At 56.4% G+C, this 13,103-nt stretch carries 12 protein-coding genes; 8 read left to right on the plus strand and 4 right to left on the minus strand.

Translation table 11 applies throughout. The features are described from left to right. Window positions 1–9: 9 nt before the first annotated feature. Both rpoZ and gmk read right to left on the minus strand, forming a co-directional pair. A complete protein-coding gene (gene rpoZ / locus ACOTY5_RS18500; RefSeq protein WP_000135058.1) occupies window positions 10–285 on the minus strand; it encodes a DNA-directed RNA polymerase subunit omega in 276 nt (91 codons plus the stop codon). A 54-nt stretch (window positions 286–339) separates the two neighbouring features. Beyond that, window positions 340–963, minus strand: coding sequence for a guanylate kinase (gene gmk, locus ACOTY5_RS18505; RefSeq protein ID WP_006177710.1), 624 nt, complete (start codon window positions 961–963; stop codon window positions 340–342). 250 nt (window positions 964–1,213) lie between these two features. On the opposite strand from gmk, the gene ligB reads away from it, so the two are divergent. The 8 genes from ligB (at window position 1,214) to etk (ending at window position 11,286) form a co-directional block, all read left to right on the plus strand. Next, the gene (ligB, locus tag ACOTY5_RS18510; RefSeq protein ID WP_062934144.1) at window positions 1,214–2,884 is read left to right on the plus strand and encodes an NAD-dependent DNA ligase LigB; all 1,671 of its coding nucleotides are present in this window, start codon (window positions 1,214–1,216) and stop codon (window positions 2,882–2,884) included. A 710-nt stretch (window positions 2,885–3,594) separates the two neighbouring features. Then, on the plus strand, window positions 3,595–3,891 hold the full coding sequence (locus tag ACOTY5_RS18515; protein WP_017383628.1) for a hypothetical protein: 297 nt from the start codon (window positions 3,595–3,597) through the stop codon (window positions 3,889–3,891). A gap of 115 nt (window positions 3,892–4,006) precedes the next feature. Then, window positions 4,007–4,651: a YjbF family lipoprotein gene (locus ACOTY5_RS18520; protein WP_045142465.1), complete on the plus strand. Its 645-nt coding sequence runs from the start codon at window positions 4,007–4,009 to the stop codon at window positions 4,649–4,651. Next, window positions 4,648–5,385: a capsule biosynthesis GfcC family protein gene (locus tag ACOTY5_RS18525; RefSeq protein ID WP_045142425.1), complete on the plus strand. Its 738-nt coding sequence runs from the start codon at window positions 4,648–4,650 to the stop codon at window positions 5,383–5,385. Before ACOTY5_RS18520 ends, ACOTY5_RS18525 begins: the two co-directional genes overlap by 4 nt. Then, complete coding sequence (locus ACOTY5_RS18530) at window positions 5,385–7,478, plus strand: YjbH domain-containing protein (RefSeq protein WP_074132691.1); 2,094 nt, start codon at window positions 5,385–5,387, stop codon at window positions 7,476–7,478. Before ACOTY5_RS18525 ends, ACOTY5_RS18530 begins: the two co-directional genes overlap by 1 nt. 43 nt (window positions 7,479–7,521) lie before the next feature. Further along, window positions 7,522–8,655, plus strand: coding sequence for a polysaccharide export protein (locus tag ACOTY5_RS18535; RefSeq protein ID WP_045142427.1), 1,134 nt, complete (start codon window positions 7,522–7,524; stop codon window positions 8,653–8,655). Continuing rightward, entirely contained in the window at window positions 8,643–9,086 is a 444-nt protein-coding gene (locus ACOTY5_RS18540) for a protein-tyrosine-phosphatase (RefSeq protein WP_045142428.1), read from the plus strand. Before ACOTY5_RS18535 ends, ACOTY5_RS18540 begins: the two co-directional genes overlap by 13 nt. A gap of 22 nt (window positions 9,087–9,108) precedes the next feature. Further along, complete coding sequence (gene etk, locus ACOTY5_RS18545) at window positions 9,109–11,286, plus strand: tyrosine-protein kinase (protein ID WP_062934143.1); 2,178 nt, start codon at window positions 9,109–9,111, stop codon at window positions 11,284–11,286. A gap of 26 nt (window positions 11,287–11,312) precedes the next feature. Here etk and ACOTY5_RS18550 read toward each other — a convergent pair whose 3' ends face one another. Continuing rightward, window positions 11,313–11,930, minus strand: coding sequence for a trimeric intracellular cation channel family protein (locus ACOTY5_RS18550; protein ID WP_015570045.1), 618 nt, complete (start codon window positions 11,928–11,930; stop codon window positions 11,313–11,315). A gap of 208 nt (window positions 11,931–12,138) precedes the next feature. Further along, a complete protein-coding gene (locus tag ACOTY5_RS18555; RefSeq protein WP_003860907.1) occupies window positions 12,139–13,002 on the minus strand; it encodes a YicC/YloC family endoribonuclease in 864 nt (287 codons plus the stop codon). Between the last annotated feature and the right edge of the window lie 101 nt (window positions 13,003–13,103).

The following is a 13,103-nucleotide window of genomic DNA, read 5'->3' on the forward strand; positions in this document are numbered from 1 at the left end:
CAGGTTTAATTAACGACGACCTTCAGCAATAGCGGTAACAGCTTGTAATTCAGCGGCTTCCTGCTCTTGCTGCTCCTGGCGCTCACGCACGTCGAGGATCTGGTTGTTGATCAGACCTTCTTCGATTTCGCGAAGTGCAATAACGGTGGTTTTATCGTTTTCTTCCGGTACCAGCGGATCTTTACCGCCTACCTGCATCTGACGAGCGCGACGCGCGGCGACCAGCACCAGGTCAAAACGGTTACCAATTTTCTCTACAGCGTCCTGAACAGTTACGCGTGCCATACTTAAAATGCTCCACAGGTGAAGAAATGACTGGGCATGATACTGAAAGTGGGTTCAGTCTGCCAACAGTTTGGTGATTAATGCGTCATGTCGCTGCTTCTGGCGGCTCATACGCAGACGTTCTGCGCGAAGGATAGTTTTGAGATCGCTCAGCGCGGCATCAAAATCATCATTCACAATAAGGTAATCATATTCCGCGTAATGGCTCATTTCTGCAACTGCCTGCGCCATACGCTTCGCGATAACTTCTTCGCTGTCCTGGCCGCGACCACGCAGGCGGCGATCCAGTTCATCTTTCGATGGCGGTAAAATAAAGATACTGCGCGAATCAGGCATTTTCTTACGAATTTGCTGTGCGCCCTGCCAGTCGATATCCAGGAACACGTTAACGCCGGTCGCCAGTACCTGCTCAATGGTTTCACGCGAAGTACCGTAGTAGTTACCGAAAACTTCTGCGTGTTCAAGAAACGCGTCTCTGCCAATCATCGCTCTGAATTCGTCGTGATTCACAAAGAAATAGTGTTCACCGTGCACTTCACCCGGACGCGGTGCTCGCGTGGTGTGAGAAACAGAAACCTGCGTATCGTACAACGGTTGGGTTTTTAACAGTGCCTGAATAAGGCTGGATTTACCCGCGCCACTAGGGGCAGAAACAATATAAAGCGTGCCTTGAGCCATGAGAGTCTTTTGTATGTGTTAACGAAGAAGTCCTACATACGGGCTTATTATACACGTCGCCGCTGTGTGACGTAGCCTTTGTCACACTTTTTCCCCTGGATGATTAAATTTTGCGTGCCGTTTTCAGCTTTTACCTTCTTTTTGCTGCAATAAAAACAATGCGCTGAAGCGCGCTCGTAAAATGCAATTTTGCAGCTGGTCTGCGGCTCCCGGGCAGGGTATACCCTTCGCAAAACAGGGAGGGGTAATAATGGTGAAATGGATAAGCATACTGATGATCTTCTTAAGCAGCGGGGCGATGGCTATCTGCCCGGTCTGGTCACCGGCTAAAGCCGGGCAGGAGATCGCGGCCCTGAAGGCGCAGCTGACCCGCTGGAATGATGATTACTGGAAGCAGGGCAGCAGCGAGGTGAGCGACGACGTTTACGACAGGCTTAACGCCCGCTTAAAACAGTGGCAGCGCTGTTTTCACGATGAACCGCTGCACGACGATCTTCCAGCTGCCAGTGGGACGGTGAAACATCCCTTCGCCCATACCGGCGTGCATAAGGTAGAAAGCAAGCAGGCGCTTAGCCGCTGGATGGCGACGAAGCAGGATCTCTGGGTACAGCCAAAGGTGGATGGTGTTGCGGTCACCCTGGTCTACAAAAACGGCAAGCTGGTGCAGGCGATTAGCCGGGGCGACGGCTTACAGGGGGAAGAGTGGACGGCACAGGCGCGAATGATCCCCGCTATTCCGCAAACGCTGGCCGGGCCGCTTGCCAACAGCGTGTTGCAGGGTGAACTTTTTCTGCTGCGCGAGGGGCATATCCAGCAGCGGATGGGAGGGATGAACGCGCGTGCGAAGGTAGCGGGAGCGATGATGCGCGCGACCGATCGCGCAGCGCTGAAGCAGACAGGCATTTTTATCTGGGCCTGGCCGAACGGCCCAAAAGCGATGAAAGCACGCCTTTCCACGCTGGCGGAGGCAGGTTTTACCCTGACGGCCCGCTATACCGTGCCGGTTAAAAACGCGGCTGATGTGGAGGCGCAGCGGACGGTTTGGTTTAAGGCTTCGTTGCCCTTCGCCACGGATGGTATTGTGGTTCGCGCCTCGGCAGAGCCGCCGGGCGAGCGATGGCTGCCGGGGGAAGGGAGTTGGGTCGTCGCATGGAAATACCTTCCTGTGGCCCAGGTGACGGAAGTCAAAGCGATTCACTTTACCGTTGGCCGTACCGGGCGGATCACCGCGATTGCGCAGCTTGAGCCGCTGATGCTCGACGATAAACGCGTACAGCGCGTCAGCTTAGGGTCGGTTAACCGCTGGCAGAGGCTGGATATTGCCCCCGGCGATCAGGTGCTGGTAAGCCTGGCGGGACAAGGTATTCCCCGGCTGGATAACGTGGTGTGGCGCAATGTGGATCGCCGTAAACCGCAGCCGCCCTCATCGCGCTATAACGGCTTAACCTGTTTCTATGCCTCCCCGGAGTGCATGGAGCAATTTTTTGCCCGGCTGACGTGGCTAAGTTCCAGGCAGGCGTTAGATATCGAAGGAATGGGCGAATCAGGATGGCGGACCCTCTATCAGGCGCATCGGTTTGAGCACCTCTTCTCCTGGCTACAGCTCACGCAGGCGCAGCTCACCGCGACGGCGGGGATATCGGCATCGCATGGCGCTGCGCTGTGGCATCAGTTTAACCTGGCGCGGGAGCGACCTTTTATCCGCTGGATCACCGCGATGGGAATACCGCTGGCCCGGTCGACGCTCAAGGCGGCAGGGGATCGCACCTGGCAGGCGCTGATTCAGCGAAGCGAAGCGGAGTGGCGGATGCTGCCGGGTGTCGGGCAGGAGAAGGCCCGCCAGATCGTAAACTGGCTGCATCAGCCTCAGATTGATGCCCTGGCAAAATGGCTGGCCGCAGAGCACATCGGTGGATTTTAATCTGCGTGCGCTCCTGAACAGACTGGCGAGGGGGCACACTTCCGCTGCCGTGAATAGCGTATTTATGAGACGCGGTTTATATACGCAATAATTATGAATATAAATGAATTATTCATGGTAAATATATTTTGAGGAAATATTATTCCCGATCCCGATCCCGATTTCAGGATTTGCTCTGCTTGCGTTTTTATTTTCTTTGAGAGATCGGCATAATTGATCTCAATCACTATTAATCGAGAGCAATAGCCGGGAATGAAGGGGTTATAGGTGATGTAGCCTGTATGCTGAATGAGGTGTTACTTTTAATTTCAATCACTTAACTGTTTTATTAATAATGTGTTGAGTTTTTCTTGGTTAACAATTGGTCATATTTATTCTGCCGGAAATCATTGCGTCAAATTATTATAAGAATTATCTTATCCAAAATTTTTAAGGTAGTTACCGCTGGGGTGCATTTCGCATCACTTCTGCGTTTTCCTTTCTTTTTGCACCCCGTGAGGGAGTTAACTATCTGAACTCCAATTGAAGCAATTAAGGGTACCGAAATATATCCTGGCGGTTTATATGCGCTGGTGTTCAGAGCCCAGGGCTTTTACATGGATGATTTTCCGTCCCTGTCGGGCCGGAATTCAGCCCCGGGCTTTATGCCCGTTAACCGGGACCTGGTTTCCAGGTGCTCATATTTTCCTTCATTTGAATGAGGACCAAAAATGAAAAGGACGCTTTGTACAGTGCTGACGGCACTCACGCTGGCGACTGCCCTGCCTGCTATAGGCGCTACCACCGAAGCAGGTAGCACCAGCGCAGCAACAACCGGTACAACAACCGGAGCAACGGTGGGAACTACCGCTGGCACTACGGGAGGACTGGCGGCAGGCGCGATTGGGACAACCGCTGTTGTCACCACCGCTGCGATTGCCGGCGTAGCGACGTTAGCCGTTGTCGCGGCAAGCGACAGTGGCGATGACTCAGGCAATGGTACTTCCACGACGACAGTTACCCGCTAAGGCTGGCGCGCAAGGCGATATAGCTTTGCGCTGAACAGCGCAACGACTTGACCCGGCGGAAATATCAAAGCCGGGTATTTAATTGATTTCAATGTTATTTAATCAAGGATTTCTGGTGAGACTGTTTATTCTGCTCATCATGACTCTGCTGATCCAGGGATGTACGCCGAGCCAGCAGAGCATTATTGAGACCTTTAACGCCAGCCTGGACGGGCGCCAGGATGTGACGGTAACGGACGGGCAGATTCAGGCGCTCCCATACTCAACCATGTACCTGCGTCTGGATAATGGCCCGAGGATCCTGGTGGTTCTCGGATACATCGAACAGGGAAACAGTAAGTGGTTATCGCAGGATAATGCGATGATCGTTACGCATAACGGTCGCCTTATCCACACGCTCAAGCTCCCTTATAACCTGCTTGAGGTAACCAATCTTGAGCACGATCCGCTGCGCCACACGCCGCAGCTCCGCGACGGCAGCCAGTGGTCGCGTGATGTGCGCTGGCAGGAAGAGGGGCGGTATCGCTCCGCACACCTGACCTCGCGCTTCTCCCTGAGCGGGATGGAAAACCTGACCCTTGCCGGAAATACGCTACGTTGTCAGGTCTGGCAGGAGACGGTGCAGGCCGACGGCCTCGATCGTCGCTGGCATAACACCTTCTGGATTGATTCCGCCACCGGCCAGGTACGCCAGAGCGAACAGATGCTCGGCGCGGGCGTATTCCCTGTCGCCATGACGATGTTGAAGCCCGCCCCATGAACAGACTCAGAAAATGGTTACCTGGTGTAGGGCTATCTCTCTTCAGCCTGCCCGCCTTATGCGCAAGCGTCGTTACCGTGCATCAGCCGGGCAAAACGTGGTCTGCTGAACCGGCTGATACGCTCTCCCGGCTGGTCACCCAGCCGCAGCTGAACAACGTCTGGTGGCAGGGCGCTGTCATCGCAACCCCTTCCGCCACGCGGCGCGCGCAACAGACGCAACAGCAGGTGCTGGCGTCGCTTTCAGCCTGGCAGAATCGCGCCGATGACGAGCGGATCGCGACCATTCGCGCTGTCGCTGCACAGATCCGCTCCCTGCGGATCGTCGGGCGGCAGTTTGTCAGCCTCGATCCAGACGCCGTGCGTACCGACGCCCGCGGCGATCGTTCCCTTGAGGGCCGTTACGATCTGTGGCTCTCGCCTGCGCCCCGCACCGTCACGCTGATGGGGGCGGTCGCCACACCGGGGAAACTGGCCTGGCGACCGGGCGCAAGCATCAGGGATTACTTACAGGGGCAGCTGCGGCTGGCTGGCGCCGACAGGAATAACGTGACCGTTATCGATCCTGACGGCAGTAGGGTTGTTGCGCCGGTGGCGTACTGGAACGCACGCCATATTGAAGCAGAGCCGGGCGCTGTTCTGTGGGTGGGGTTTGATCCCCGGGCGGTGCCGGACGATTTTACCGGTCTGAATGAGCAAATCGTTGCGCTCCTGACGCGGCGGATACCTGACTGATGAACAAACTTTTTTTACTGAGCGGCCTTGCTCTGGCGATCTCTTCTGCCTGCCACGCGGAGCTGCGTACCTGGCCCGATCCGACCGGACCTTCACAGTCCGACTTTGGCGGCACCGGCCTGATGCAAATGCCCGACGCGCGCTTTGGTCGGGAAGGGGAATTCAGCGTCAACTACCGCGATAACGACCAGTATCGTTTTTACTCCTCTTCGGTCGTGCTCTTTCCGTGGCTGGAAGGGACGATTCGTTATACCGACGTCCGCACCCGCAAATACAGCAGCGACGAGGATTTCAGCGGCGATCAAAGCTACAAGGATAAGTCGTTCGATTTTAAGGTTCGTCTGTGGGAAGAGGACTATAGCCTGCCGCAGGTGGCGCTCGGCAAGCGCGATATTGCGGGCACCGGCCTGTTCGACGGTCAATATCTGGTTGCCAATAAAATGGCCGGACCGGTCGATTTTACCTTTGGAATAGCCTGGGGATATCCCGGTAATAGCGACAACGTGGGTAACCCGCTGTGCCACGACAACAATAAGTATTGCACCCGCGGCGAATCACATGATGCCGGGGATATCAGCTTTAGCGATATGTTTCGTGGTCCGGCGTCGCTGTTTGGCGGCCTCCAGTATCAGACGCCCTGGCAGCCCCTGCGCCTGAAGCTCGAGTATGACGGCAACAATTATGCCGATGATTTTGCCGGCTCCATTAAGCAGTCGAGCCATATCAACGTGGGGGCAGTCTATCGCGTTGCCGACTGGGCCGATCTCAACCTCAGCTACGAGCGCGGCAATACGCTGATGTTTGGCTTCACCCTGCGGACCAACTTTAACGATCTGCGCCCCGCGCTGCGTGATAACCCGAAACCGGCCTGGCAACCGGCACCGGCAGGCGAGACGCTGGACTATACCTCGGCGGCAAACCAGCTCACCGCGCTTAAGTACAACGCAGGCTTCGATGCGCCGGAGATCCTTCAGCACGGCAATACCTTATACATGACCGGCGAACAGTATCGCTATCGCGATCCGCGCGAAGCGGTGGATCGCGCCAACCGTATTCTGATCAATAACCTGCCCGACGGGGTCGACACGATCGCTATCACCCAGCAGCGTGACCATCTGCCGCTGGTCACGACGCAAACCGATGTCGCCAGCCTGCGCAAACAGCTGGCGGGACAGCCGCTCGGCCAGGAGGAGGCGCTCAGGCAGCAGCGCGTCGAGCCTGTGGATACCACAGCGTTCGGGCGCGGCTACCGTATTCGCGCCGATCGCTTCAGCTACAGCGTCAAACCGACGCTGGCGCAGTCGCTGGGCGGCCCGGAAGATTTCTATATGTTTCAGGTGGGGGTGATGGCCAGCGCCAGCTACTGGCTGACCGATCGTCTGCTGCTCGACGGCGGCGTGTTCGCCAACCTCTATAACAACTACGACAAGTTCAAATCCTCGCTACTTCCCGCCGACTCCAGCCTGCCGCGCGTCAGAACCCATATTCGCGATTATGTCAGCAATGACGTCTATATCAACAACTTACAGGCCAACTATGTCGATGCGCTGGGGCACGGCTTCTATGCCCAGATTTATGGCGGCTACCTCGAAACCATGTACGGCGGCGTGGGAGCAGAGGCGCTCTGGCGCCCGCTGGATAGCGACTGGGCGCTGGGCGTGGATGCGAACTACGTCAAGCAGCGCGACTGGGACGACATGATGCGCTTCACCGACTACAGCGCGCCAACCGGATTTATCACCGCCTACTGGAACCCGGCGAAGCTCAACAGCGTGCTGATGAAGCTGAGCGTCGGGCAGTACCTGGCGAAGGATAAAGGCGCCACCCTCGACGTCGCGAAGCGATTCGACAGCGGCGTGACGGTAGGCGTCTGGGCGGCGCTGACCAACGTCTCGAAAGAGGATTATGGCGAAGGTGGCTTTAGCAAAGGCTTCTACATCTCGATCCCGCTTGATCTGATGACGATCGGCCCAAATCGCAACCGGGCGGTGGTCTCGTGGACGCCTCTCACCCGTGATGGCGGCCAGATGTTAGGCCGTAAATATCAGCTCTATGACATGACGTCAGAACGCGAAACCCCGGTAGGGCAGTAGTACCGGATGAAACAGGCATTACTTAACCAGATGATTTTCCTGAATGAAAAACGTTAAATTTTCCGTGCTTGCGTTGGCTATGATGGCGTTAAGCGGTTGTACTATCGTACCGGGCCAGGGACTTCGCACCCAGGGCAAAGATATTATCGATCTGCCTGACAGCAATTACGATCTGAATAAGATGGTCAACGTCTATCCGCTCACGCCGGGGCTGGTGGAGCAGTTGCTGCCTGGCAAAGTCGACTCCTGCGCGAATCCTGAACTGGATCGCCAGCTTCAGAACTACCAATATCGCATCGGCGTCGGCGACGTGCTGATGGTTACCGTCTGGGACCACCCGGAGCTGACCACCCCCGCAGGTCAGTACCGTAGCGCCAGCGATACGGGCAACTGGGTGAATGCCGATGGCACGATCTTCTACCCCTATATCGGCAAAATCCGCGTCGTCGGCAAAACGCTGGCCCAGGTGCGCGATGAGATCGCCGCCCGGCTGGACTCGGTGATTGAGAGCCCGCAGGTGGATGTCAGCGTCGCGGCGTTCCGCTCGCAAAAAGCCTACGTGACGGGCGAAGTGGCTAAGTCGGGCCAGCAGCCCATCACTAACATTCCGCTGACCATAATGGATGCGATCAATGCGGCAGGCGGCCTGACGTCGGAGGCGGACTGGCGCCACGTGGTGCTGACCCATAACGGCCAGGACACGCACATTTCTCTCTACGCGCTGATGCAGCGCGGCGATCTCACCCAGAACAAACTCCTCTATCCGGGCGATATTCTCTTCATTCCCCGTAATGACGACCTGAAAGTGTTTGTCATGGGCGAGGTGGGTAAACAGAGCACCCTGAAGATGGACCGTAGCGGCATGACGCTGGCGGAAGCGCTGGGTAATGCGCAAGGCGTAAATCAGGATATGGCCGACGCCACGGGGATCTTTGTGATTCGTCCGTTGCAGGGCAAGCAGAACGGCAAAATCGCCAACATCTACCAGCTTAACGCCCGGGATGCCACCGCGATGGTGTTGAGCACCGAATTTCAGCTTGAGCCTTACGACATCGTCTATGTCACCACCGCGCCGCTGGTGCGCTGGAACCGCGTGATCTCTCAGCTTGTGCCGACCATTACCGGCGTACATGACCTGACTGAAACAGGGAGATATATCAGAACATGGCCAAACTAACGTTTAACGCCATCCTGGTGATCTGTACCGGCAATATCTGCCGCTCTCCCATTGGGGAACGGCTGCTGCGTCGGTTGCTTCCCGCCGCCCGGGTCGATTCAGCGGGAATTTGTGGCCTGGAAGGGCGCACCGCCGATTCACAGGCGACAGAGATCGCCGCCGAACGCGGCACCCTGCTTGAGGGCCACGTGGCGCGCAGGCTCACCCCCGCCATGGTGCGCGATTACGATCTGATTCTGGCGATGGAGCTGGAACATATCGAGCAGGTCACGGCTATCGCACCGGAGGCGCGCGGCAAAATGATGCTCTTTGGTCACTGGACGGGCAGAAAAGAGATCCCGGACCCCTACCGTAAAAACCGGGACGCATTTGAATATGTTTATGGGCTGCTGGAGCAGGCCAGTCTGGAATGGGCGAAACGGCTCAGTTAATCACACGGGATAGTTACGTTTTATGTCAACAAATAACCTTCACGCCCATGATGCGTCTGCCGCGAATAACGAGATCGATCTGGTGCGCCTGTTGGGTGAGTTGCTCGACCACCGAAAATTTATTCTCATCCTTACCGCGCTGTTCACGCTGGCGGCACTGCTTTATGCGCTCTTTGCCACACCAGTTTATCAGGCCGATGCGCTGATACAGGTGGAACAGAAGCAGGGCAACGCGCTACTCAGTAACCTTAGCGAGTTCATCCCTGACTCCTCGCCTGAGTCGGCGCCGGAGCTTCAGCTTCTCCAGTCGCGCATGATCCTCGGTAAAACGATTGATGACCTGAACCTGCACACGCAGGTAAGTGAAAACTATTTTCCCCTTGTCGGACGCGGCTGGGCGCGGCTCACCGGCCAACAGCCTGGCATCGTCGATATCCGTATGCTCAATCTTCCCCCTGTCGCGGGCCGGGCGCAAAAGCTGACGCTGACCGTCGGCGAGAAGGGCCACTATCAGCTGGAAGGCGATAACGTGACGTTACAGGGCGTCGTGGGACAGCCGCTGAGCGCGGCGAATATCGCCATTACCATTGCCGCTATCCAGGCGAAGCCGGGTACGCAATTTACGATTACACAGCTGAGCGAGCTGGAGGCCATTGACGCGCTACAGCTGCGTTTTTCCGTGAGCGAGCGCAGCAAGGACAGTGGGATGCTTGGCCTGACCATCACGGGGGAAGATCCCGATGAGATGGCGCGCGTGCTTAACTGCATCGCCGATAACTATTTACAACAGAACGTGGCTCGCCAGGCGGCGCAGGATGCGAAAAGCCTGCAATTTTTGAAGCAGCAGCTTCCGCAGGTGCGCAGCGAGCTGGACCAGGCCGAGGAGAAGCTCAACCGCTATCGCCAGCAAAATGACTCCGTTGACCTGAACCTGGAGGCAAAAGCGGTGCTGGAGCAGATTGTAAATGCGGACAATCAGCTCAATGAACTGACCTTCCGGGAAGCGGAAATTTCGCAGCTCTACAAAAAAGATCACCCCACCTACCGGGCGCTGATTGAGAAACGCCAGACGCTGGAGCAGGAAAAAAACCGCCTGAATAAACGGGTATCGTCCATGCCGTCGACCCAGCAGGAGGTGTTGCGCCTGAGCCGTGATGTGGAGTCGGGACGCGTTATCTACCAGCAGCTGCTTAACCGCGAACAGGAGCTGAGCATCGCCCGGTCGAGCGCAATTGGTAACGTCCGCATTATCGATCCGGCCGTGACCCGGCCGCAGCCAGTCAAGCCGAAAAAAGCGCTGGTCGTCGTTCTGGGGGTTCTCCTGGGTCTGTTCGTCTCTGTGGGCTGGATCCTGGCGCGCAGTATGCTGCGTATGGGCATTGAAACGCCGGAGCAGCTGGAGGAGCATGGGATTAACGTCTATGCCACCGTACCGCTGTCGGAATGGCTGGCTAAAAAGATGCGTTTGCGCAAAAAAGACTTTATGTCCTCAGGGCTGCGCCATAAGACCAAACATATCCCCTTCCTGGCGGCGGATAACCCGGTCGATCTCTCCGTGGAGGCGATTCGCGGCCTGCGCACCAGTCTGCATTTTGCGATGATGGAGTCAGCGAACAATATACTGATGATCTCTGGCGCCACGCCTGACAGCGGTAAAACCTTTGTCAGCAGTACCCTGGCGGCCGTCGTGGCGCAGGCGGGCCAGAAAGTGCTCTATATTGATGCGGATATGCGTCGCGGGTATGCCCATGATCTGTTTAAGCTCGACAAGACCTGCGGCTTGTCGGAGATGTTGTCCGGTAAGGCGGAGTTTACCCAGGGCGTACAGACCTTCGATAAAGGCGGGTTCGATACCATCGTGCGCGGGCAAATCCCCCCTAATCCGGCGGAGCTTCTGATGCATACGCGTTTCCAGCAGCTGCTGGACTGGGCGAATGAACGCTATGATCTGGTGATTATCGATACGCCACCGATCCTGGCGGTCACCGACGCGGCGGTTGTCGGCCGTCGCGCAGGCACCACGCTGCTGGTCGCCCGCTTCGGGATGAACAGCGTGAAGGAGATGCTGGTCTGTGTACAGCGTCTGGAGCAGAGTGGCGTCAATACTAAAGGGGTGATTCTCAACGGCGTCGTTAAGCGGGCAAGCAACGCTTACGGCTACGGCTATCATCATTACGGTTACAACTATTCGAGTAACTGATTATCCGGCGCCTGCCCGCTCTGACATTAATGCGCATTGTGTTTGTAATGAAAAACGGGCAGGCCCAGCTTAAGGCGCAATGCCAGCATACGCGCGGTGAAGCCAAACAGCAGGGTGGAGATAACCACCACATCGTGGCTGGTGACATAGTGCTGCAAGGCGACATAAAGCACTGCCGCGGCAAAGGAGATGCCGGCATACAGTTCCTTCTGGAAAACCAGCGGGATACGTTTGCAGAACATATCCCGCAGCACCCCGCCAAACACGCCCGTGATCACGGCAGCAATGGTGGCGATAACCGGGCCTTCACCCATATCGAGAGCGATTTGTGCGCCAATGATGGAAAAAACAATCAGCCCAAGCGCATCCAGCACCAGGAACACGCGGCGCAGATGAGGCATCACCGGGGCCACAATCGTGGTTAGCACGGCTGCCGTTGCCACGATAATGACGTACTCAGGGTTTTTTACCCAGCCGAGCGGATAATGGCCAAGCAGGATATCGCGCACGGACCCGCCGCCGAGCGCGGTGGCCGTGGCAATAATAATCACGCCGAAGGTGTCCATACGGCGACGTCCGGCAGCGAGCGCGCCGGTCATGGCTTCTGCGGTAATGCCAATAAGATAGAGAATGTGAAGCAGCATAAACCCTCCGGAATGAAGAGGAGGAGATTAGCGATTTGTGCGGAAGATCACGATTGAGATTTTCTAAGGCGAGGGGGTTTGCCCTACAGAAATTTATCAACGCATGCCTGGCGGGCTTGTGATAAGGCGGGAGGAAAAGAAAGTAAGGCTAAATAAGGATTAGAAAAAGTAATGGGTGATGGGCGAGGCAACACCACCCTGAAAGGAATTACTCGATATTCTGGATCTGCTCGCGCATCTGCTCAATCAGGACCTTCAGCTCAATCGCTGAATTGGTTACCTCTGCATTGATAGACTTAGACGCCAGCGTGTTCGACTCGCGGTTGAACTCCTGCATCATAAAGTCGAGACGGCGGCCTACCGCTTCTTTCTTCTTCAGAATGTTGTAGGTCTCTTTAACGTGCGCTTCCAGACGATCCAGCTCTTCAGCCACGTCCACACGCTGCGCCATCAGCACCAGCTCTTGTTCCAGACGGTTGTTTTCCAGCTGAACTTCCGCCTCTTCCAGTTTGGCGACAAGACGCTCACGCTGCCATTGCAGCACTTCTGGCATATGAGCGCGCACTTTAGCGACTTCGGCGCTCACGCCTTCAAGGCGTTGCTCAATCATCGCTTTCAGCGCCTGGCCTTCGGTTTCGCGGGCAACGATAAAGTCGTCCAGCGTGCCGTCGAGTGCAGCCAGGATTTCAGCGGTAATCGCGTCCAGATCCTGCTCTCCGGCGGCCATCACGCCAGGCCAGCGCAGAATATCAACCGGGTTGATCTCGCCTTCATCGCTTTGCATTTTGACCCAGTTCGCCGCATTAACCAGCTGTTTTGCCAGCTTTTCGTTCAGGATCAGTTCGCCCTGTGCGCTGGCATCGGGCTCAAAACGCAAATTACATTCCACTTTCCCGCGGGTCAGACGCGTACGGATACGCTCACGCACCACAGGCTCCAGGCTGCGGAACTGTTCCGGCATACGGAAATACGTTTCCAGATAGCGCTGGTTTACCGAGCGCATTTCCCAGGTAGCGCTACCCCAGCTACCCTTGATTTCACGCCGGGCGTAGGCGGTCATACTGCGGATCATAGACATTCCCGTTTTTAAAGGAGAGATGGGGGGATTATAGCTTTCAGGGGCTTCCCAGGATAGGAATAAGCGTCCTTTATCCGTATAATGCGCAGCCACAT

Origin of the sequence: Enterobacter cloacae complex sp. SHL018, assembly GCF_049237905.1 — a bacterium.
Classification (GTDB): Bacteria; Pseudomonadota; Gammaproteobacteria; order Enterobacterales; family Enterobacteriaceae; genus Enterobacter; species Enterobacter hormaechei_C.